We start from the raw sequence: 22,123 nt of genomic DNA on the forward strand, positions 1-22,123 counted from the left end.
CTGTGAGGCTGCTAGAGTATGGCATTACTACTTTATACAACTTTTGCGCTCACTTTACTTCAACACAGTAAAAGATGTCAAATGGGTTCTATAGTAGGGGTAACAGCTGTACATCTCTACAGCCGCAAAGATTTAAACAGATACCTTGCTCAAAAAAATCATATTTGAGCAAGTACTTAGGTCAAAATAATACTATTGTGCTATATGATACTTAAATGATTTTACCTACAAGCGATCGCAAAGATTTATTAATTTTTTTATCATTCATCCTGAAAAATATTAGGTTGAGTATATCCCTTTTTTTTATACTCACCAATACTTAGATAGTAAGTTATATATATCACTATTTTCAGCCTACTCATGGAAAATAAAAGTCATGATTAATCTAAGTGGAAAAAACTTTGAAAAAAGATATTAAACCCAAATTAATTTACATAATTATTTAAGATGTAATTCATATCACGACTTATTCGTAGATAAATCTAAAGATTTCATGAAATAGATTCTTTTAAGTATTTATGCCGATGCGATTCAATTAAAGTTGTATTATCTTCTAATTGGAAATAGCCAAAATAGCATGTAATATAAAATACACAAGTAGCGACGAGCCTTTAGAACCGATGTGAATATGGTGTCGTCGCTTTAGCGTGCAATAAACGTAAAGTTTTTTTAAGAAATTTTGGACTTGCCAAAAAAAGCGTTACATAGCCAAAGTCCTCTATTGAGACAGGTTTCGCCCTGAAAATTGGAATTTAAATTGAGAAAGCTGCCAAGAATTACGCTAAAACCCTGATCCCCAAGCCAAAAGGTTCGTGCTAGTCTGTTGCAGTTATAAACAACAAAGTGGAAACGGAACGAATTCGAGTTTTTCAGAAGGGAAATCACTTTCACAAAGTGAAAAATCCCGCGAATTATAAAACTTAAATTCTACAGTCGCTTTAAAAAACGGACGCATGAATCAAAGACATTTGTGGATTATTGTTGCCCTGTCTATGGCTGCTTTGGGCATACCCTCAGTTGGTTGCACTCAAACCACCAACAAGGGAAATGCGCTAGCTTCCCAGAAATCAACCGCCCCTGATGTGGTGAAGGTGGGAGATGTGGTGAAGGTGGGAGAGTACCAATCCAGAGCAGGGAAACAAACCTTGGATGCTGTGATTACAGAAATTCATCCTCACAACATTAGAGGACGTAAGGCGGCAACCCTTTTTATCCGAAATATACCTGTTCTCACCTTTTTGAGTTCTGTATCAAATACGAATCTTGAAACTAAAAAAGTTGGTGCAATTGGAAATACTAGGGGCGTACAAGGGTACGCCCTTATTGCTAGCAATTCATCAAATGCACTGAATACTGGCAACGTAACAGATGCGAGTAACCAGATGAGCTACGGTGACAATGACCCGGTTCAGATAGCTGGTGTAATAGCAGCTAAGATCAACCAGTTGAATCGGGAAAATGTGGACGCTAGTAAGATTACCGTAAGTTGGAAAGCAGAGGAAAAATCGGCTGAGAATCAAGCGCAAAATAAAAGCGCCCCCTTGCAACCAAATGGCGATCGCTATGTAATCAAAGTTAATGACGAAGAATTGGTCGAAATCAACCAAGGTACGCGACTAGCAGATACCACCAATAATCTAGCGCAAGATGCATTGCTTGCAACCAATCGCCTGCGAAGACTTCTAGGCAATGCATCTCCCTTAAAAGAAATTGCTAATTTACCAGTAGTGCGTCTGCCAGTATCAATACAAAAGCTGCCTCAAGAGGCTGTTGGAATAGTGCGAGCCACCTTGAAAGGTATTGCTTCTTATTACGGCTATGACGGTTCTGGTAATCGTACTGCTAGCGGACAGAGATTCAACCCAGAAGGAATGACTGCCGCTCATCGCAGCTTACCCTTTGGTACACAAGTCCGGGTAACCAACACCCGCAACGGTCGTTCTGTAGTGGTGCGGATTAATGACCGAGGCCCATTCGTTCGCGGTCGAGTCATAGACCTGTCTGCTGGTGCAGCTAGGGTTTTGGGAATGATGGGCAGTGGCGTGGCACCAGTGCATATTGAAGTCTTGGGGAGTAGGGAGTAGGGAGTAGGGAGTAGAAGACCAGCTTTTTCCCAATGCCCAATGCCCTATTCCCAATGCCCATAAGAATATCCCCTAGCTCAATCATCTCTTTCCTGTCTTTCAGATATAAACTAACGGGGGAGGGATCGATAAGAACTAGGGGTATTTTTGTGCGCCTGCTGACAACAGTCGCAGCTTTACGCTGCTATTTAACTAAACGCTGCTCAGAAAACAAGCTAATTGCGGTTACTGAGGATCTAAAACTAGATGAGATGACTAGCTGGTATCAAACGGCAGTCGGTCTGGTGCCAACGATGGGAAATTTGCATCAAGGTCATTTAAGCTTAATTCAACGGGCGCGGCAAGAAAATTCTACGGTGATTGTAAGTATTTTCGTCAATCCCCTGCAATTTGCTCCCAATGAGGATTATCAACGCTACCCTCGCACTTTAGAGCAAGACCAACAATTTTGCTCTCAAGCTGGGGTAGATGCAATTTTTGCGCCGACTCCGGAAGAAATGGCAGTTCCTCAGAAGAGTATACAAGAATCAAAGGTTACACAAGTTATCCCCCCATCTGCTATGATAACAGGCTTGTGTGGTCGTTCTCGGCAAGGTCACTTTCAAGGTGTCGCTACGATTGTGACCAAACTTTTCAATTTGGTACAGCCTGACCGTGCCTACTTTGGTCAAAAGGATGGTCAGCAACTGGCAATTATTAAACGCTTAGTAGGTGACTTAAATTTGCCAGTAGAAATTGTTGGTTGTCCAATAGTGCGGGAAGCTTCGGGTCTTGCTTTGAGTTCTCGTAATCAATATTTGACTCCAACGGCAAAAGAGCAAGCAGCGGCATTATATCGCGGCTTGCGACGAGCTGAAGCTGGATTCCATGCAGGCGATCGCAATAGTAACAGGTTGATAGCACTAGTACAGCAAGAAGTTGTAATAGTCAATACGATTTTAGTGGAATATATTGAATTGGTTGAACCGACTACGTTAATGTCTTTAGAAAAAGTTGAGGAGGAAGGAATGTTGGCGATCGCAGCTCGTCTTGGGTCTACACGTTTGATTGACAATATTATATTGCGCGATCGTCAACCTATCATCGCCATTGATGGGCCAGCTGGGGCTGGAAAATCTACAGTGGCGCGTCAAGTAGCAGCAAATCTGAATTTAGTCTATTTAGATACAGGAGCAATGTACCGAGCTGTGACTTGGTTAGTGCTGCAAAAGGGGATTGCCATTGATGATGAGTGTGCGATCGCCGAATTAACTAACCAGTCTAAAATTGAACTTACTCCTAACCAAGATTTACAATCATCCGTGCGGGTTTTGATTGACGGTACTGATGTTACCCAGGCAATTCGCACAATTGAGGTAACTTCTATTGTATCTGCGATCGCTGCACAAAGTGCTGTCCGTCAAGCACTGGTTAAACAACAGCAAAACTGGGGAAAGAAAGGCGGTTTAGTAGCTGAAGGTCGAGACATCGGTACTCATGTATTCCCCGATGCCGAAGTGAAAATCTTCTTAACCGCTTCTGTAAGTGAACGCGCCCGTCGCCGCCAGGAAGACTTTAACAAACAAGGTCAACCCGAAGTCAGTTTAGAGCAGCTGGAACGAGATATTGCCGAACGCGATTGGAAAGATAGTACACGCAAAGTTTCCCCTTTGCAAAAAGCAGCCGATGCGATCGAAGTTCAAACCGATGGTCTGAATATTTCTGAGGTCACAGCACAAATTGTCAATTACTACCAACAGCGTTTATCTCAGTGGTGATTGTAGCTTGGCAACATCCCACTTTTTTGCATGTCATTGCCTGCCAGCGAAACGAAGTTAAGCGTAAAGGCTTCGGCATAGCTTCGCTTAACGCAAAGTGTCTTCTTAGAGTTGCAATCGCAAAATCTTCAACTAAGAGCGAGTCCATCCGATTACTTGTCTGCGACACCCTTTGCGACCGTCGTTCCTCCTCTCTACGAGATGCTACGCGTTAAGGGAATCTATGCCGAAGGCATTGCCTCCCGTTCGCGTTAGCGTCTCCCCTTGGGATGAACAGAAGGCTTTACGCAATGACAATTATTTTCTCGTTATAAAATAAAAACTGGGATGCACCCTTCTAGCTTTTCCTAATCAAATGAGATACATCATAGCCCACTTCTTGCTTCTGGGGAGAGGGTTCAGTACCTACTCAACTCATAACCGCCATACCACTATTTACTGTTAGTTTTTTACTTCAAATGGGTAGTAAATGAGTCATGATTCACTTACCATCTTTAAGACTGCACCCACAACCAAAATATTAAAAATTTTTCCTATTGGCTATATTTATTTAATATTTTCTCGCCTCTTTTAAATCCTAGATTATTTAAATTACTAAATCATCACGCTTTCGGCTGATTCCTCACATCACAATTAATCCTGCTACAGGTAGAAGCCGCAAACCTTTAATAATTAATAGGACTTACGCAAAAAGCAGTGAAAGCCTTGATTTCGCGTAGGGGCAATTCATCAATTGCCCCTACATTTCGTACTTGATGCGTAAGTCCTAATTAAATGCTAAGGAAAAAGCAGTTTTTGCTGGAGGCAGAAGCACGGCAGTTGTTCCAGGGGAAAACCCTTTCTCTGCGACAGACTTGGCCAACGCGTAGGGCCTCGTACAGAAGACCGCATCGCCTCCAGAAGGTAAAAACTGCTCAGTAAGGGAACTCAAGAAATAAATTATCCAATCTTGTGGGGTGGGCTAGAAAGCCATTGGTGTCAACTTAAGTTAAAACGCTTATCCCACAAGCATTTTACCCCTCTCCAAAGCATCCAATCCATTACCCGGATTTAATATTTAATTACGCCTACCTACTTAATTACTTATTGGTTTTTAGTTAAAAATATTAACCATTTTTATTTATAGTTATTATTTCTTAGTGATTTGACTTATTTTACTGATTATAGGAGTACTTTGTTTTTATCTTCACTTTGGTAGTAAAATGACGATGTTAAGTTTTATGTTTGATCATTAAAGACATAAAACTGCCAAAAATAAAAGTTGTTAATTTCCTAAGCTTCTGCAATAGCTTAAAACTGGAAACCGCTAAAGAGAGGATTTGACACAATGGCATTTGTACAAGACCCACTACCTTTCGATATTAATGCTTTAGAGCCTTATGGCATGAAAGCTGAAACTTTTGAGTATCACTATGGCAAACATCACAAAGCTTATGTAGACAACCTCAACAAGCTCACCGAAGGTACAGAACTTGCTGATAAGTCTCTAGAAGAGGTGATCAAAACTTCCTTCAAAGACTCCTCTAAAGCGGGAATCTTCAACAACGCTGCCCAAGTTTGGAACCATACCTTCTTTTGGAATTCCTTGAAACCAGCAGGTGGCGGTACACCCACCGGTGATCTCGCAGCCAAAATCGATAAAGATTTTGGTAGCTTCGACAAATTTAAGGAAGAATTCTCGAATGCCGCCGCAACTCAGTTTGGTAGCGGATGGTCTTGGCTGGTTAATGATGGTGGTACGCTAAAGGTGATTAAGACACCAAATGCAGAAAACCCTCTAGCTCATGGTCAGAAGGCACTCTTAACCTTAGATGTTTGGGAACACGCCTACTACATTGACTACAAAAACGCCCGTCCAGCGTTCATCAAGAATTTCCTAGACAACTTGGTGAACTGGGACTTTGCTGCTCAAAACTTAGCTCAAGCTTATTGACTATAGGGACTGACAAATAAAAAAATACCCAAAAAACTGGCGAAAAAACTTTCTCCTCTTTATTCCTCTGTGTTCTCCCGAAGTTTGGTCAACGCTCTTAACCCGCGCACGCAACTTCTCTCTGTGTCTGGAGTGGTTCGTTTATTTGAGTAATTTATTTCTTGTCAGTCCCATAGAAACGCTCGTCCAGTGTTCATCAAGAATTTCCTAGACAACTTGGTAAACTGCAACTTTGCTGCTCAAAACTTGGCTCAAGCTTAATCAATTAAGAGTTTTAAAATAATTATCAGTTATTAGTAATAACTGATAATTATTTTTTTTATTCCTAACTAAAAAACTGTTTATTAAAACTGGTTATGACAATAGTTTTTACTAAATCTAAATATATAAATTAAGTAAGTGGGTCAAATTAAATATAAAACCTTACCTCCGGCTTCCCTCTCCGAACTCACGGAGAGGGATTGAGGGTAAGGTTTTTTCTTATCTTTAATTACGTCTACCTACTTAAAAATAATTAGTTAATAGGAAATATTATCAGCACCCCCGATGCTAATCATGGCTGTTTTTTATGGGCTAGGCATATAGAGTAGAGGCTTTATGGACAGAATATTAAAGTTATAGTGAGCTACTTAATAAAGAGTTGGTAAAAGAGAACTTATTTCAACATAAAAACTTGATAATTAAAATCTGTTATGAAATACAAAAAAATTCTGAGTAGTCGGTAGAGCAGTAATGGTTTAACCATTGACAAAGAATAACAATGTTGATATAAATACATGAGAAAAATGCAAATTGGCATCACCTTTGTCGTTGCTGTATTAGCCAGACTTACTGATCTGGCATCAAAGTTGTCAAGGAAAATGAAAAGCAGTGTGACGATCGCAGCACTAGTTGCGATCGCAGTGCTAGCAGGACACAGTGTATCGGCACAGATAAGGCCGCTCTCTCAGCCACTAGGTTCGCTAAAAAGCGTAGCGATTCCAGGGCCAGACTATACAGGCTATGTCAAAGATAAGAGCAAAGCGATCGCTCTAGGAAAGGCTTTTTTCTGGGATATGCAGATTGGCAGCGATGGTAAAACATCGTGTGCTACTTGTCACTTTAAAGCCGGAGTAGACAGCAGAATTAAAAACCAGCTCAATCCAGGGATTTTGCGTGTGGATGCAAGTGGTAATGCTAATCCTGATAATACCCACATTCCGCACTTCAAAATGTATTATCTATCTTTTCAATAAAAATTCCTAATAATGTTCAAATTATTAAGTATTAATATTGAATACCATTGGCGATTTATGTTGTTGATTTAACCATTTTTTTCCACCTATGGGAAATCTACGCATATTACACGATGAAGTGCGGAAAGTCGGATAATACTTTCAGTCTCGGAGGGCCAAACTACACGCTCAAGCCCACAGATTTTCCATTCCACAAACTGGCAGATGTAAACAACCGTGACTCTACTGTTATTTCTGACATTAACGATGTCGCCTCCTCCGAAGGAGTCTTCAATACCAAGTTCTTGAGTACCACTTCTGGTAATCCTCAAGACAATGTGACTCAACTCAACGATCCAATCTTCAACGTGGGAGGCATCAAAACCCGTCGGGTAGAGCCGCGCAACACACCGACCACGGTCAATGCGGTGTACAATTTCCGCAACTTCTGGGATGGACGAGCTCAGAACTACTTCAATGGGGTTAATCCGTTTGGGAAAAGAGATCCCAACGCTAAACTTTACAAAGCAGGAATTTCTCTATTTCCACCACAACAAGTCAGCGTTCAGCTCAAGAATTCATCTCTAGCTTCCCAAGCAGTCGGACCGCCACTTAGCTCATTTGAAATGTCTGCTGACGGACGCACGTTTGAGGATATCAGTAACAAAACGGTTGGGACAACAAGCCTACTCGGTGGGATCATAGATATCTTCAAAAGCCTTCCCACAGGCTTAAAGCTACCGAGAGACCTTGGTCAAAAATTACTTTCCGCGAATTTGAAAGCACTCGGACAACAGAACGTGGCTGTTGACGACAGTGTTTTGGGTATTTATAGAGCGTCTGATGGAAAAGGTCTGAATCAGAACTACAAGCAGCTGATTCAGGCTGCCTTCCAGCCAGAGTGGTGGAATTCCCCATGGTCAATTCAGGTTGATAAAAATGACGGTAGTCGGCAAGCTGTCCTCTTGGGTTTGGGAAGTATTATCGATCCAAATAAGAAGACATACGCCTTGATGGAGTACAACTTTTCGCTTTTCTTCGGGCTAGCGGTTCAACTGTACGAGTCCACACTCATATCTGACAATGCGCCTATCGATCAATACTTTGATGGTAACCAAAACGCCTTAACTCCTCAGCAAGTCAGGGGTAAACAGCTTTTTGAGGGAGCTGCCAAATGCATCAACTGTCACGGTGGGGCAGAATTTACCAATGCTTCGGTAAAAAACGTGCAGGATCAACGACTTGAACCCATGACAATGGGGGATGGACAACAAGCCGTCTATGACAACGGCTTTTACAACATAGGTGTCAGACCCACTACAGACGACTTAGGCGTGGGTGGTAAAGACCCCTTTGGTAATCCGCTTTCGGAGTCACGAGTAGCTCAACTAGGGAAATTCCAGCAGCTTCTCGGCGCAACACCCAATATCACAGTCAGCCCCAACCAGAGAATAGCCGCAGACGGAGCCTTCAAGGTACCCACACTTCGCAATGTCGAACTAACCGCACCGTACTTCCACAATGGAGGGAAGTTAACTCTCAAGGAAGTGGTTGAGTTTTACAATCGGGGTGGTGACTTTCACGAGGAGAACATTGCCAATCTGGATGCAGATATCCAGAACCTTAACCTGAGCGATCAGGATAAAGATGACCTGGTAGCTTTTCTGAAAGCCCTAACTGACGAGCGAGTTCGTTATGAGAAAGCGCCCTTCGACCATCCCCAGTTGTTCGTCCATAATGGACATCCAGGAAACGAAACCTCCGTTACCAACGATGGCACCGGAAAAGCTACAGATGACCTTCTTGAGATCCCATCTGTTGGTCGTAATGGTCGCAGCACTCCGCCTTCCAACTTCCTTGCGACTCCGTAAACAGCCTCTTAGTTGACAATTACTCTTCTTGATTCCCTTTGGTTTCTTTAAACTGCCTCCTTTACGATACAGGAGGCAGTTTTTATTGGAAGGAGAAGGACGCCATTCTGATAGAGGCTTCAACCCTCATAAATTGCAAGCTAGTAGTCCACCAGAGCTGATGGATGAATAGGTTCGTAGTGAGTTAGTCGCTCAGAGGGGTTTCCCCCATGAGCGACTAACGAGTAAGGACTTTAACTTTAGTCCTTGATTTGAGCGCTTTAGCGCTCACTACAAACCTAGCATTGTTGGCTTGCCAGACTACTAGTACTCTGTCCCAAAAGTTTTCAGAGGTTCGTGGTGTTCAGATCCCCGACAACTTCTGCGAAGTCGGGGATCTAGCAGCCCCGCAAAATTAATGGGATAGACTACTAGCAAATCTGAGATTTATACTCTTGTTTGTTTGAGTCGCAGTAGTTCTTGCTGAGGACAGTATTTCTCCTGCCTCCTGTATCTTAAAAGTAGTAAGATTAAAATTAAAATATATGGATAGCAAAGAACTAGCGCAATATATCGAAGCAACTGATAGCATCACTAAACCTTGGCTATTGGTACAATTGCGTCTCAAGAAACTGCAAGAGCGTCGAGCGACGCTGACAGACGATACCTACAACAAAGAATTAAAAGATATTTACCAAGATATGATGAATTTGGGGGAATGGTGGCGCGGTATTGAAGATGAGGTATTTTAAAGTTAGGAGTTAGGAGTTATGGCGGTTCTCAATTCAATACAGAACCTCACCCCGTATTTGCGCCAGCAAATACTCCCCTCTCCGATGCTTTGGAGAGGGGTTGGGGGTGAGGTTGAAAAATGTACTTGATGCAAACGAGAACTGCTATATGAGTTTTCCTAACTTTTAACTCCTAACTTTTAACTCTTAACTTTTAACGCAACCTGATGCCTCAAGCTCTCGATCAAGTCGATTACGATACTCTCGATGCCGCAAAACGACGCTTTATCGATGCCGCAAAACGCACGCTTGGCTTTGCAAGCGCCTATGGCATCGTACCCGCATCCGGTCTGGGAGCAAGTGCTAACGCTTTCAGCTTCAATCTTGCTCCGTTTCTAGAGGCGGGGGCTAGAGAACTTTCGATGACACTTGTCCCGGAAGGACTCGGCACAGCAGACGATACTCGACCTGACGACCTTTCCGAAGAAGAACTTCGACGATTTTGGTGGAATATTGGTATCAAGATCATCTCGTGTCTGACGAACGATGCCGCGACATCAGGTATGCAGACTATACTTCTCGGTTTATATCTGCCGTCGAGTACTCCTGAAACGATCTTTACCCCGGCTTTCCTTGATGGGTTTCTGGATGGAGTCGTTGAGGGGTGCAAACGAGTGGGGTGTGTGTACCTCTCAGGAGAAACTCCTCAACTAAAAACTAAGATGATTCCAGGTCGGCTCGACATCGCAGGCTCGGTTTTTGGGGTTATGCCGCCTGGTGTCGCTCCTATTGATAGCTCGCGTCTGGATGCCGGAAATACCATTGTTCTGGTCGAAAGTTCGGGTCCCCATGAGAACGGCTTTACCCCACTGCGAAAGCTTGCCGAGTCGCTCCCTGATGGCTACAGAACAAAACTCCTAAGTGGGCAGGAGTTCTGGGAAGCGATGAATGCTGCTTCGTATCTTTACACGCCGCTTGTGCAGGCGGTGCTTGGTGAGGGAATTCGTCCCACCGCGATGGAGAATATCACTGGACATGGATGGCAAAAGCTGATGCGGTCGGTGAAGCCGCTGCGATATATCATCGAAACGATGCTCCCAGTGCCGGAGATATTTACGTTTGTCGAAGGTCATCTTGAAGGCGGGGCAGCGACGATGCTTTCTGTGTTCAATTACGGTGCAGGATTTGCATTCTATACTGAGTCGGAGGAGGATGCAGAGAGGATCGTCGTCCTCGCAAGAGAACATAAGCTTACAGCCGTGATTGCCGGAAGGGTTGAAGCGTCTCTTACCCGCGAGGTAGTGGTAGAACCGCTTGGTGTCGCCTTGAAGGGAGATTCTTTTGGGATTGCGCGAGGGGTATAGTGGGAGCGATCGCTAGTTTTCTTGAATCTATTGTGCTCAAGTCATTACTAGTTATCTACAATAGTGTAATTACTGATAATAATTATATTTTGTTACACGAAAGATATAGTTAAATCGCAGGCTGATCAAAGAAAATTACCTCTTAAGTCTTTAAAGGGAAGTCATTTAGCACAAATACTATAGGCGTATTTATGTAAAGTTATATGCAATATTTTTAACTACTTATTTTCAAAGTAGTCCAAATTACCCATGACTACTGAGGTTAAGATTTGCTAACGTAGTCTTAACATATTGAAAAATTTGCTGAGAAAGCTGAGAAAGTAGCAGCCAACACTAATTATTTAGTCCTGAGTCTTTCTCATCTCTAGATGTGCCGTTTTAGTGTGTTAAAAAGATATATTTTTGTTCAGAGGGGGTTATGGTTGTAAATTGGGCCCGAACTACTGCTTCCACAGAACTTTTGAAGCAAGTATTCCAAAATATTGATGCACAAAGTTGTCCAAGGCTATTCAACTTTCACATGCACACTGTCTACTCGGATGGTAGGTTGCAGCCTAGTGTATTGATGGAGCAGGCGATCGCTATTGGACTAAAGGGGTTAGCCATCACCGATCATCATGGTATTATCGGCTATCAAGCATCAGTTGCTTGGTTAGAAGATTGGAAGTGGAATAATCCTGGTGCAAGCACTCCTTACCTGTGGAGTGGTGTAGAAATTAATGCCAATCTTTTGGATATAGAAGTTCACATTTTGGCTTACGCTTTTACACCAGAACACCCTAGTATGAAGCCTTATCTCCAAAGAAGGCCGACTACAGGGCAAGAATATCAAGCAAGTAACGTGATTGCTGCTATTCATGAAGCTGGGGGATTGGCAGTTCTGGCACATCCGGCTCGTTACAAGCGATCGCATTTTGACTTAATTCCGGCTGCGTCCAAAAAGGGCATTGATGGCGTGGAAACTTTCTACGCCTACAATAACCCTAACCCGTGGAAACCCAGCGTATTGGAATCAGAACAAGTACAAAAGTTGGCTGATGAATATTTTCTTTTCAATACCTGTGGTACTGATACCCACGGTTTAAGCCTGCTACAACGTTTGTAAAGATGAATCAATTTTTTTGAACTCTCCTGGTTCAATCTGCCAGGAGGTTATTCTATTTGGGATTTTCCCTAATCAAGCCTGATATTAACCTACATTCGGCAGGTTAGTTTGAAAATCATAATGCTAACTAAGCAAAGAAACCGCTCACTGCAATATTTCCTAATGCCGGTAAAGTACCCGTTAATCCTGTTAAATTGATTAACAAATCACTATTGGCCTGAAAACCAGCAGTGCTATTATTAATCGCTAGGTAAGTTCCAGCGATCGCTCCACTTGTTAGTTTGACTAAGGCTGCACCATTCACCCCTAAAGCTTGATTTCCGGCTGAGGCTCCATTCGCGTCTGTAAATACCTGATTGGCTAAATTTAGTAAGGTGGTGGCAGTGCTATCGGCAGCACGGGTAAAACTGCTAGGTGCATTCGCGGCTAGTCCGCCTTGAGTCAGTAAATCAATTTTATCAGTGCCAATGGTGAAATCAGTAATGCGATCGCTTGCTGATACTAATGATTGTCCAAACTGGAAGATAAATGTATCTCTGCCGCCGCCGCCAGTTAGATTATCAGCACCAGCACCACCATTCAAAGCATCATTTCCATTGTCGCCATTAAGAACATTGGCTCCAGAGCTACCGGTGAGGATGTCATCGAAAATCGAGCCTTTTACGTTTTCAACGTTCAAAATAAAATCGGTTCCTGCACCACCAGTAGCGAATCCACTAGCAAGGTCTACCACAACCCTGGAACCGACAAAACCGTACTCAACAGTATCAATACCACCTCCACCATCGATAATATCGTCACCAAATCCCCCTAAGAAAGATTCATTGGCATTAGAACCAGTCAGCACGTCATTAAAACGAGATCCCAACACCCGCTCAATGGAAACTAAGGTATCACCACCGCTACCACCAGTAACAACTCCGGTGGACAAATTAACATTGACTGGTGAGGTAGCGTCTAAATAGACAGCAGTATCAAATCCTTCACCGCCATCAATTCTATCAGCGCCGCCAAACCCCTGGATCTGGTTATTTCCAGAGTTCCCAGTCAGTATATCGCCGAATGCTGACCCCTCGATATCTTCAACGTTGGAAATAACCGATGTGCCAAAAGAAGTAATTGCCTGCCCTGTTGAGAGATTAACAATTACTCCCTCACTAAATTTTTGGAAGCTTAAGACATCAATACCCGCTCCACCATTGAAAGTGTCGTTACCTTTGGAGCCGTCAAAGCTATCATCGCCCGCAGATCCGAGGAAACTGTCATTACCTCGATAAACATATTGATTATAGTCGTATCCTGATGTGCCGGCAGTTAAAAGGCTCCGTCTTGTTGCAACGTCAACATTCAGATTTGTCTGCTGGTCTATGAGTTGACCGTTAGTTGCAAACTCAAAAAACGAAGTGATGGTTCCAGAATTAAAGAATCCGTTTGAACCATAGGTGAAATTTACACCTATGTTACTTTCGACCAAAACGCCATTGCTATTGAGCAGTTCAAAATTGGTGGCAGTTTGCGCTCCATAAGATTGGACAACAAAAGTAGTATCCCCAATGTACCTGTTAACTTGAAATAGCACGGTATTAGCAATGAAACTTTCTCTCCTGATTAAACGTTTGGTGTGAATTTATCTTGAGTTAAGATGTGATTAAGGATTTCCAAAAAATAAATTATCTAATCTTATGGGGTGGGCATTTTACCCGCAGTGAAAGGTGGGCGGGCGAGACGCCCACCCCACAATAAGTAGTTGAGTATTTTTTTATTTGGAAGTCCTTTAGCGTAGTGGTACGCTATGGCAGATAGTACCATTGTTTTCTACAAAATTCTCACGATTTCATAATATTTGAACCACATCCACATCTGTCGTAGGGGTAAAGCACATTGCTCATAGGTGTCAACTTAAGGTGAAAGCCCGGTCGGTCTACACACAAGTTGAATTACCCCCCTTAAGCTGAAAATCATCTAAATTGAATAATAAAATAAAACTCTTGTGGGGTGGGCAACATGAGCGCCCTAATTATACAAATTAAATGCAGAACAGCTTAATCCCCCCGATGTATTGGGGGGAAACAGGAAATCCGGTTCCCTCCCCTTTATAAGGGGAGGGTTAGGGTGGGGTAAAAGGTATGTGGAATAAGCATTTGAGCTTAATTTGACACCTATGAGCAATGTGCTTTACCCCTACCGCGTGGTCTATTTAGCTGAAAATAGTTGTAAATATAAGCGGTTCCCATTGAGATGGGGTACAACATTACATCACGAGGTGTAGGGTGTCTGACAATTCAGGTTATGTAGAAAACCTCTCTCTAAATCTCTCTCCTAAAAGGAGAGAGACTTTGAATTTTCCCACTTAGAGTGTCGGGAAGGGGGTTAGGTTTTTGGTGGACTTTTCCACATAACCTGAATTGTCAGACGGGTGTACCTCACGTAAACGAGAACCGCTATATTCTCTAACGAGAGTTTCAATCACCATATGAAATTGTATAAAATGTTTGAATTTTGAATGCGTGAATTTTGAATTGTTAATCCGTAACTCTTGCGTAAGTCCTATTTAACTTCAAGAACTTGAGATATGATGATTGTCTCTTTAGCAGCTTTTTCTTTACGTTCACTGTAGCGGTCTGTGAGATAATCAACTTTGTCACGCAATAGTAAGGTAAATTTGTAAAGTTCTTCCATGACATCGACAATGCGATCGCGGTAGGGTGAATCCTTCATAGTGCTGTCTTCGTTAAACTCCTCGTATGCTTTAGCCACTGAAGATTGATTCGGGATAGTGAACATCCGCATCCAGCGCCCAAGAAGTCTTAATGTGTTGACGGCGTTAAAAGACTGAGAACCGCCGCTTACTTGCATGACAGCTAAAGTTCTCCCTTGAGTCGGGCGAACGGCTCCGATAGTGAGGGGAATCCAATCGATCTGGTTTTTCATAATGCCAGAAATCTGACCGTGCAGTTCTGGGCTAGACCATACTTGCCCTTCTGACCACAAGCTTAATTGGCGCAACTCCTGCACCTTTGGGTGAGTGTCAGGTACGCTGCCGTAAATCGGCAGTTCGCGTGGGTCGAAAAACTTTACCTCTGCCCCAAATTCTTCAATGATGCGTGCTGCTTCTTCTGCCAAGAGGCGGCTATAGGAACGCTCACGCAGGGAACCATACAAAAACAAAATTATCGGGGGATGGTCAAATGTCGTCATGGTAATTGCTTAGGGATTTCCAATAAATAAAGTATCCAATAAAACGAACCACAGAGGCGCAGAGGACACGGAGAGATGAATAGACATCTCCAGAAATTAAATATGCGTTACCCAGAATCCTTGTAGAGACGTAGCAGTGCTACGTCTCTACATTATTTTTCACTCCTATGTCTTTTGATTTAAAGTTGCAATCTTTATCGAGCAGGTGTAAATTATTTATTCACAGACTCAATTAATTGAGTCACCCGTTGTTTAATCTCATCACGGACTCTAGGAAAAATTTCTGGTTGTTCTGCTGGATCATCTAATTGCCAGTCTTCAAATACTTCACGCACAACCCACTCTGGCGGCAAATTCACGCCACAACCACACAGAGAAATTACTACATCAAAATCTTCGGCTTTGAAGTCACTCAGGGGTTTGGAGTGTTGATCGGTAATATCGATACCAATTTCTTTCATGGTTGCGATGGCTTCTGGTCTAACCTGACTTGCTTCTAAACCTGAGCTAATTACTTCAATTTTTCCTTTACCAAGGGTTTTAGCAAAGCCTTCCGCCATTTGAGAACGGGCAGAATTCTTTTTGCAAACAAACATCACACGTTTCATCGTTCAACTCCTCGAAATAATTTGACTAAATTTATTTATCAGGTTCTCGATTCAGATGGCGAAAAATAACGTTTTTCAAACCAAAAAGCAACATTCACAAGACCAATCAATACAGGCACTTCCACCAGAGGCCCGACGACGGCAGCAAAAGCAACACCCGAATTAATGCCAAATACTGCAATTGCCACTGCGATCGCAAGTTCAAAATTATTTCCGGCGGCTGTAAACGCTACACTTGCGGCTCTAGAATAGTCTGTTTTAATCCGCCAAGCCATGTAAAAGCTAACCAGAAACATGATGACGAAGTAGACGATCATGGGAATTGCAATCTTCACCACATCTAAGGGTATCTGAACAATCAAATTCCCTTTCAAGCTGAACATAACCACGATTGTAAATAACAGGGCAATCAACGTAATCGGGCTGATTTTAGGCACAAATTCTTCGTGATACCACTGCTTGCTTTTCACCTTTACTAAGAAGAAACGAGTGAAAAATCCAGCTAAAAAGGGAATACCAAGATAAATAAACACACTTTTGGCAATCTCGGCAATGCTGACATTAACAATACTGCCTTGTAACCCAAACAGTGGCGGCAGTACAGTAATGAAGAACCATGCATAAGGACTATAAAAAATAACTTGAAAGATACTATTGAAGGCAACCAATCCAGCCGTATATTCTGTATTGCCTCGTGCTAAGTCACTCCACACAACTACCATTGCAATACACCGAGCTAATCCAATCAGAATCAATCCCGTCATGTATTCTGGATAATCATGTAAGAAGATAGCCGCCAGAGCAAACATCAAAATTGGCCCAATTATCCAATTCTGAAGTAGCGATATACCGAGAATTTTTCCGTTGCGAAATACATCCCCTAATTCTTCATACCGCACCTTGGCTAAGGGCGGGTACATCATCAGAATTAACCCAATGGCGATCGGTATATTGGTTGTTCCTACTTGGAACTGGTTGATAAAGGCTTCTACTCCCGGAAAAAAATAGCCTAGACCTACACCAATCGCCATTGCTAAAAAAATCCACAAGGTTAGGAAGCGGTCAATAAAGGAGAGGCGTTTTGAAGTCTTTTTGTTCATTACACAGTCCATACAGCTTACATTATTAGGACTTACGCACGAGTCGGAATAACGAACCGCAGAGGCACAGAGATATCAGAGTTGGAGAGATATTTTGCCTAAGTCCTAATTATTCAAAGTTTTTCCTCCAAATACTGTTCCCACTGCGCCTGTGCAACAGCTAATTCCTTTGGTGCTGTGTTCATTGACCCCACCCCTGTGAGTTATATCAAGAGTATATCTCTATCATTTCAAAAAAAATTGATTTGTCAATCCGTAGATAACTATAAGTAAACAAAACATTACAAAAAAAGTTGATGAATTCTTTAAGTTTCGCAGGGGAGACGAATAGGCAATATTGGGCTAAAGCGGCGGAATTCTGCTAGATACTGTTCTAGGGCAACAAACTGGGGCAGATTGAGGCTGTAGTAAATCCAGCGCCCTTCTTGACGAGCGCGAACTAAACCCGCTTCTTTGAGGGTTTTGAGGTGAAAAGACAGTTTAGACTGAGTGGTTCCCAGATGGTCGCACAGGTCACAGACGCATAGTTCTTGAGAGCGCAGCAGTTCTAATACCTTAATCCGTAGAGGGTCAGACAGGGCATGAAAGCCAGCAGCGATCGGATCGGGAGTGAAGGTGCTATTAGAAACCATCAACTTTTTTTGAAGTATTCCTTTATGGTAAAGTCTAAATGATGGGTTAACAATACCTCTGCCAATTTACGAGGCATGGTTTGAGTTGTCGTTGTGAGAGACAATAACTCTACTACAGAGCCCCCTCTCTCTTCAACCTCTTGTTTTGGCTAATGTATTGTTGAGGAGATCATATTGAACTAGCAGTCTCCCTAGCAGCTTCTCGCAGCCGCTCCACATCGCGCATTGGTGGGGCACCAAAGAGCCGCTTGTACTCCCGGTTGAAGTGCGAGGCATCCTCGTACCCCACTCGATAGGCAGCACTGGTAGCATCAAGCTTTTCCCCCAGCATCAGACGGCGAGCTTCCTGGAGCCGCAGTTGCTTCTGGAACTGCAAGGGACTCATTGCAGTGACAGACTTGAAGTGATGGTGAAAGCCGGAGACACTCATTCCCATCTCTCGGGCGATGTTTTCAATCTTGATCGGCTCCTTAAAGTCTTTACGAAGTCGCTCGACGGCTCTGGCGATGTGGTAGGTGTAGCCACCCAGAACTGCAATCTGACGGAGGCGATTACCTTGCTCTCCCCTCAGGAGTCGGTAAATGATTTCCCGCTTAATCAGTGGTGCGAGAACATGAGCTTCAGCCGGGGAATCTAGAAGTCTGACGAGCCGCACCACGGCGTCCAACAGATTTGCATCCAACAGACTTACGTCAATCGCTTTCACGTTAGCATGGCTGGGCGATGAGGGATGCCCTGCCTCGACCATGACTGAGCCAACGAGGGTGGGGTCGAGATTGAGGCGAAGGCTAAGGTAAGGTTGCTCCTTAGACGCTTCCAGAATTTGGCTGACAATCGGCAGTTCAACCGTAGCAAGCAGATAATGCATAGGGTCGTACTGATAGCGATCGCTACCCAGAAAAACTTCTTTGCTGCCTTGAGCGATCGCACAAAAGGCAGGGATAGAGACACTATGAATACATTCCGAAGGCGAGGAGGAGCGGTTGAAGTGCAATCCTTTGTGTGGCTCAATCGTCCCATCATGACAAAGAGCCTGTGCAATACGCTCTTTGAGTTCGTCTCTATTGGCCTGCGCTCTGTCTGCCTCGCGCTTTGGTTGTGGGCCGTTCATTAAATCGATATCGGACTTTTCACTGGTTTTGACAGCGTTCATTTCTAAGTTTGCAGGATTGTACAACAATCTTAGACGATCGTTTTATTGCTTGCCCTTGAGGATTCTTAGAATGAAGCTAAAGCAATGAAAAATGATTTTGGCTTCTTATAAGCATTCTAAATTTTTATTCAAGAGAAAACTCAGTTTTGATTGGGCAAGAGACTTGCTTGCTAGCACCCAAAATGGTATCAAGTGAAGGAATTAAGAAAATGGATATCAAAAGAAGTGGCTCACAGCCTTCCGCCAAAGGACCGGCTGAGTATTTTACCGGCACTGTCCGCATTGACCCCCTGTTCGAGGCACACGATCCAGCACGCACGTCTGGTGCCAGTGTCACCTTCGAGCCTGGCGCTCGGACAGCATGGCATACTCACCCGTTGGGACAAACCCTGATCGTGACGGCTGGCTGTGGCATTGTACAACGCTGGGGCGGCTCGATCGAGCAAATTCGACCAGGCGACGCGATCTGGATCTCGCCTGGTGAGAAGCATTGGCACGGTGCGACAGCAACCACATCCATGACGCACATTGCCATTCAGGAATGGCTCGACGGCAAGCCCGTGGACTGGATGGAAAAGGTCAGCGACGAACAATACCAGCCACCAAAAGTAGACAAATAGGAGGATCTAATTAAGGAAGACGCGCTCCGCCTCGGTGCCGATGAAGTCGTCGTTTCCCGCAACGCCGACGAGATGCAGAAGCACATAGGCAGCTTCGACTTCATCTTCGACACCATTTCCGCCGACCACGAAATCAATGCCTATCTCAACCTGCTCACCCGCGACGGCAACATCACCCTTGTTGGCGCACCCGCAAAGCCCTTGGACATCTCGGCATTCAGCCTGATCATGGCCCGCCGCAGTCTTTCCGGCTCTATGATCGGCGGCATCGCTGAAACCCAAGAGATGCTCGACTTTTGCGGTAAGCACAACATCACCGCGGATGTTGAAGTCATCCCTACCCAGAAGGTCAACGAAGCCTACGAGCGACTACTCAAGTCTGATGTGAAATACCGCTTCTGTATCGATATGGCATCCCTTAAATCTGCATAACCGAGGTGGAACCTCGAAGGAGTAACAATGCAAAAGCGCAAACTTGGAAAATACTTGCAGAGGAGGTGAGTGTGGATACTACCCGCTTGAAGGCATTCAGCGATGGTGTCTTCGCGATCGCGATCGCCTTGCTAGTACTCGAAATCAAAGTGCCGCCCCCCGACACGGCACTCGGAGCAAAGCTGCTTCAGCTCTGGCCGTCCTACCTCGCTTACGTGGTGAGCTTCTTGGTGATCGGCGCGATCTGGATCAACCACCATGCCATGTTCCACTCGCCGGGGTCACGAGAGCGCCCCGTCCCGCATGGGCGAACCCACTGGAAGCCGCGATCGTAGCGAAGACGACTGACAAAGACGGGATCGATCGACAGCGAACAATATCAGTTCCACATTAAAGCAAAAAACAATGGAAAAACGCAAACTTGGCAACAGCAACTTAGAAGTCTCGGCGATCGGGCTGGGCTGCATGGGAATGAGCTTTTCTTATGGCCCGCCCAAAGACACGCAAGAGATGACCGCTCTTCTTCGGGCTGCCGTCGAACGCGGCGTTACATTCTTTGACACCGCCGAGGTCTATGGCCCGTTCTTGAACGAAGAGCTTGTGGGCGAAGCCCTCGCTCCCTTCCGGGGACAAGTGGCGATCGCCACCAAATTCGGGTTCGACCTGAGTCCTAATTCCGATCCCCGTGGGATGAAGGGTTCACCGGGACTGAACAGCCGACCGGAGCATATCAAGCAGGTCGTCGAGGGTTCGCTCAAGCGGCTCAAGGTCGAGACAATCGACCTGCTCTATCAGCACCGGGTTGACCCGAACGTGCCGATCGAAGACGTGGCAGGAGCGGTGAAGGAACTGATTGAGTCAGGTAAGGTTAAGCACTTTGGACTCTCTGAAGCAGGAGTGCAAACGATCCGTCGCGCCCACGCGGTTCAGCCGGTCACTGCTCTCCAGAGCGAATACTCGCTGTGGACGAGGACTCCTGAAAAGGAAGTGATACCGACGTTATCGGAACTAGGAATCGGCTTTGTCCCGTACAGCCCGCTGGGCAAGGGCTTTCTCACTGGCAAGATCGACGAAAACGCGACCTTCGATAGCTCCGATTTCCGTAGCACCCTGCCTCGCTTCACCCCGGAGGCTCTCAAGGCGAATCAAGCCCTGATTAATCTGCTCGGTAGCATCGCAGAACAGAAGCAAGCGACACCTGCTCAGATTGCGATCGCCTGGCTGCTGGCTCAGAAGCCGTGGATTGTTCCGATTCCGGGGACCACGAAGCTGCATCGCTTGGACGAAAACATCGGGGCAGTCTCAGTTGATCTCACGCCCGCCGATCTGCGTGACATCGATGACGCCGCCTCCAAGATCACGGTGCAAGGGGATCGCTATCCCGAAAAGCTGGAGCAAATGACCGGTCGTTGAGCGGACAAAAAATGTCATTACACTGATTATTTTGTGGCTTGAGGATGTCACAGGTTTAGGGACTGACAAATAAAAAAATGTTCCAAAACTGACGCAAAAACTCTCTCTATTTCTTCTCTCTGCGTTCTCTGTGCGGCAGTCGCTCATGGGGGAAACCCCCAAGACCGCGCTGCCTTGTCTCTGTGGTTCGTTTATTGGAATAATTTATTTCTTGTCAGTCCCTTATAGTCGATTTTTAGTTGGAATCACAATCATCGAGAAATAGGGTACTTCGGCTGGATCAACTTCATCCAGGGGTATGATGCGTTGCTGTGATGTTGATGCCCGCTCAATATATCTTGCTCGTGATGCTAGCCCTAATTTATGCAGAATATCTCGTACTTTGGTAAAGTGACGACCTAGCTTCATAATTGCGGCGGCGTCGGTCATCAGCAGATGTGTAGTCAGTTCTTCTGCTGGTAATGGCGCGGGTAAGACTGTGAGGATATCGGTGTAGTAGGTGAAAGGTACACCCAAGGCTACCGGACAAGCCATCAGCGAGGAAACTCCAGGGACAACTTCTGTTTCGTATTGGTCACATAACCGTGTGAACAGGTACATGAATGAACCATAGAAAAATGGATCGCCCTCGCATAAGACTACGACATCTCGACCGGCTGCTAAATGGTCGGCGATTGGTTCAATTTCTTTATCATAAATAGACTTTGCCTTTTCTGGTTCCAAAGCGCGGGGGAGGTGAAATAACACCTCGATTTGATTGCCAGGTAGATACTGGGCTACGATCGCTCTAGCGATACTTTCTTTATCTGTGGCTGATTGATAGGCTACCACAGGAGCCGCACGTAATAACCGCAGTGCTTTTAAAGTCAATAGTTCGGGATCGCCAGGTCCGACACCAATTCCATAAAGACGACCTTTGTTTTTTATCA

19 protein-coding genes and 1 pseudogene are annotated in these 22,123 nt (G+C 44.5%); 13 read left to right on the plus strand and 7 right to left on the minus strand.

The features are described from left to right. The first annotated feature begins 953 nt into the window (after nucleotides 1-953). From V7K32_RS15740 to V7K32_RS15780, 9 genes and pseudogenes are all read left to right on the plus strand, one after another. A complete protein-coding gene (locus V7K32_RS15740; RefSeq protein ID WP_334994745.1) occupies nucleotides 954-2,084 on the plus strand; it encodes a septal ring lytic transglycosylase RlpA family protein in 1,131 nt (376 codons plus the stop codon). Between the two features lie 149 nt (nucleotides 2,085-2,233). Continuing rightward, nucleotides 2,234-3,841 carry a bifunctional pantoate--beta-alanine ligase/(d)CMP kinase gene (locus V7K32_RS15745; protein WP_334994747.1) on the plus strand — a complete coding sequence of 536 codons (1,608 nt, stop codon included), beginning with the start codon at nucleotides 2,234-2,236 and terminating at the stop codon, nucleotides 3,839-3,841. 1,327 nt (nucleotides 3,842-5,168) lie between these two features. Continuing rightward, nucleotides 5,169-5,774 (plus strand): superoxide dismutase, encoded by a 606-nt coding sequence (locus tag V7K32_RS15750; RefSeq protein WP_334994749.1) that lies wholly within the window; start codon nucleotides 5,169-5,171, stop codon nucleotides 5,772-5,774. 174 nt (nucleotides 5,775-5,948) lie between these two features. Then, nucleotides 5,949-6,035: pseudogene (locus V7K32_RS15755) on the plus strand (superoxide dismutase [Fe]); the annotation flags it as partial. Nucleotides 6,036-6,550: 515 nt separating this feature from the next. Further along, entirely contained in the window at nucleotides 6,551-7,009 is a 459-nt protein-coding gene (locus V7K32_RS15760) for a cytochrome c peroxidase (protein ID WP_334994751.1), read from the plus strand. 284 nt (nucleotides 7,010-7,293) lie between these two features. Beyond that, nucleotides 7,294-8,859, plus strand: a complete 1,566-nt coding sequence (locus V7K32_RS15765) for a cytochrome-c peroxidase (RefSeq protein WP_334994753.1) — start codon at nucleotides 7,294-7,296, stop codon at nucleotides 8,857-8,859. A 524-nt stretch (nucleotides 8,860-9,383) separates the two neighbouring features. After that, a complete protein-coding gene (locus tag V7K32_RS15770; RefSeq protein WP_334994755.1) occupies nucleotides 9,384-9,590 on the plus strand; it encodes a hypothetical protein in 207 nt (68 codons plus the stop codon). A gap of 206 nt (nucleotides 9,591-9,796) precedes the next feature. Continuing rightward, nucleotides 9,797-10,933 (plus strand): AIR synthase related protein, encoded by a 1,137-nt coding sequence (locus tag V7K32_RS15775; protein ID WP_334994757.1) that lies wholly within the window; start codon nucleotides 9,797-9,799, stop codon nucleotides 10,931-10,933. Between the two features lie 418 nt (nucleotides 10,934-11,351). Next, nucleotides 11,352-12,038: a PHP domain-containing protein gene (locus V7K32_RS15780; RefSeq protein ID WP_334994759.1), complete on the plus strand. Its 687-nt coding sequence runs from the start codon at nucleotides 11,352-11,354 to the stop codon at nucleotides 12,036-12,038. Between the two features lie 127 nt (nucleotides 12,039-12,165). Here the strand turns inward: V7K32_RS15780 and V7K32_RS15785 are convergent, their stop codons facing one another. The 6 genes from V7K32_RS15785 to V7K32_RS15810 all read right to left on the minus strand — a co-directional run bounded on the left by V7K32_RS15785 (nucleotide 12,166) and on the right by V7K32_RS15810 (nucleotide 18,729). Continuing rightward, nucleotides 12,166-13,617, minus strand: a complete 1,452-nt coding sequence (locus tag V7K32_RS15785; protein WP_334994761.1) for a calcium-binding protein — start codon at nucleotides 13,615-13,617, stop codon at nucleotides 12,166-12,168. 968 nt (nucleotides 13,618-14,585) lie between these two features. Next, nucleotides 14,586-15,236, minus strand: coding sequence for an arsenical resistance protein ArsH (gene arsH / locus V7K32_RS15790; RefSeq protein WP_334994763.1), 651 nt, complete (start codon nucleotides 15,234-15,236; stop codon nucleotides 14,586-14,588). A gap of 212 nt (nucleotides 15,237-15,448) precedes the next feature. Continuing rightward, complete coding sequence (arsC, locus tag V7K32_RS15795) at nucleotides 15,449-15,844, minus strand: arsenate reductase, glutathione/glutaredoxin type (RefSeq protein ID WP_334994765.1); 396 nt, start codon at nucleotides 15,842-15,844, stop codon at nucleotides 15,449-15,451. A 38-nt stretch (nucleotides 15,845-15,882) separates the two neighbouring features. Beyond that, entirely contained in the window at nucleotides 15,883-16,944 is a 1,062-nt protein-coding gene (gene arsB, locus V7K32_RS15800; protein WP_334994767.1) for an ACR3 family arsenite efflux transporter, read from the minus strand. Nucleotides 16,945-17,249: 305 nt separating this feature from the next. After that, complete coding sequence (locus V7K32_RS15805) at nucleotides 17,250-17,576, minus strand: ArsR/SmtB family transcription factor (protein WP_334994769.1); 327 nt, start codon at nucleotides 17,574-17,576, stop codon at nucleotides 17,250-17,252. Between the two features lie 169 nt (nucleotides 17,577-17,745). Then, nucleotides 17,746-18,729 carry an AraC family transcriptional regulator gene (locus V7K32_RS15810; RefSeq protein ID WP_334994771.1) on the minus strand — a complete coding sequence of 328 codons (984 nt, stop codon included), beginning with the start codon at nucleotides 18,727-18,729 and terminating at the stop codon, nucleotides 17,746-17,748. Nucleotides 18,730-18,911: 182 nt separating this feature from the next. On the opposite strand from V7K32_RS15810, the gene V7K32_RS15815 reads away from it, so the two are divergent. The 4 genes from V7K32_RS15815 to V7K32_RS15830 all read left to right on the plus strand — a co-directional run bounded on the left by V7K32_RS15815 (nucleotide 18,912) and on the right by V7K32_RS15830 (nucleotide 21,194). Continuing rightward, a complete protein-coding gene (locus V7K32_RS15815) occupies nucleotides 18,912-19,349 on the plus strand; it encodes a (R)-mandelonitrile lyase (RefSeq protein WP_334994773.1) in 438 nt (145 codons plus the stop codon). Nucleotides 19,350-19,358: 9 nt separating this feature from the next. Continuing rightward, a complete protein-coding gene (locus tag V7K32_RS15820) occupies nucleotides 19,359-19,781 on the plus strand; it encodes a zinc-binding dehydrogenase (protein ID WP_442938752.1) in 423 nt (140 codons plus the stop codon). Between the two features lie 71 nt (nucleotides 19,782-19,852). Next, the gene (locus tag V7K32_RS15825) at nucleotides 19,853-20,116 is read left to right on the plus strand and encodes a TMEM175 family protein (protein ID WP_334994777.1); all 264 of its coding nucleotides are present in this window, start codon (nucleotides 19,853-19,855) and stop codon (nucleotides 20,114-20,116) included. A gap of 70 nt (nucleotides 20,117-20,186) precedes the next feature. After that, entirely contained in the window at nucleotides 20,187-21,194 is a 1,008-nt protein-coding gene (locus tag V7K32_RS15830; protein WP_334994779.1) for an aldo/keto reductase, read from the plus strand. A gap of 222 nt (nucleotides 21,195-21,416) precedes the next feature. On the opposite strand, the gene V7K32_RS15835 is transcribed toward V7K32_RS15830, so the two are convergent. Then, a complete protein-coding gene (locus tag V7K32_RS15835; protein ID WP_229487052.1) occupies nucleotides 21,417-22,121 on the minus strand; it encodes a precorrin-2 C(20)-methyltransferase in 705 nt (234 codons plus the stop codon). Nucleotides 22,122-22,123 lie beyond the last annotated feature (2 nt).

This window comes from Nostoc sp., from assembly GCF_036917635.1.
Classification (GTDB): domain Bacteria; phylum Cyanobacteriota; class Cyanobacteriia; order Cyanobacteriales; family Nostocaceae; genus Nostoc.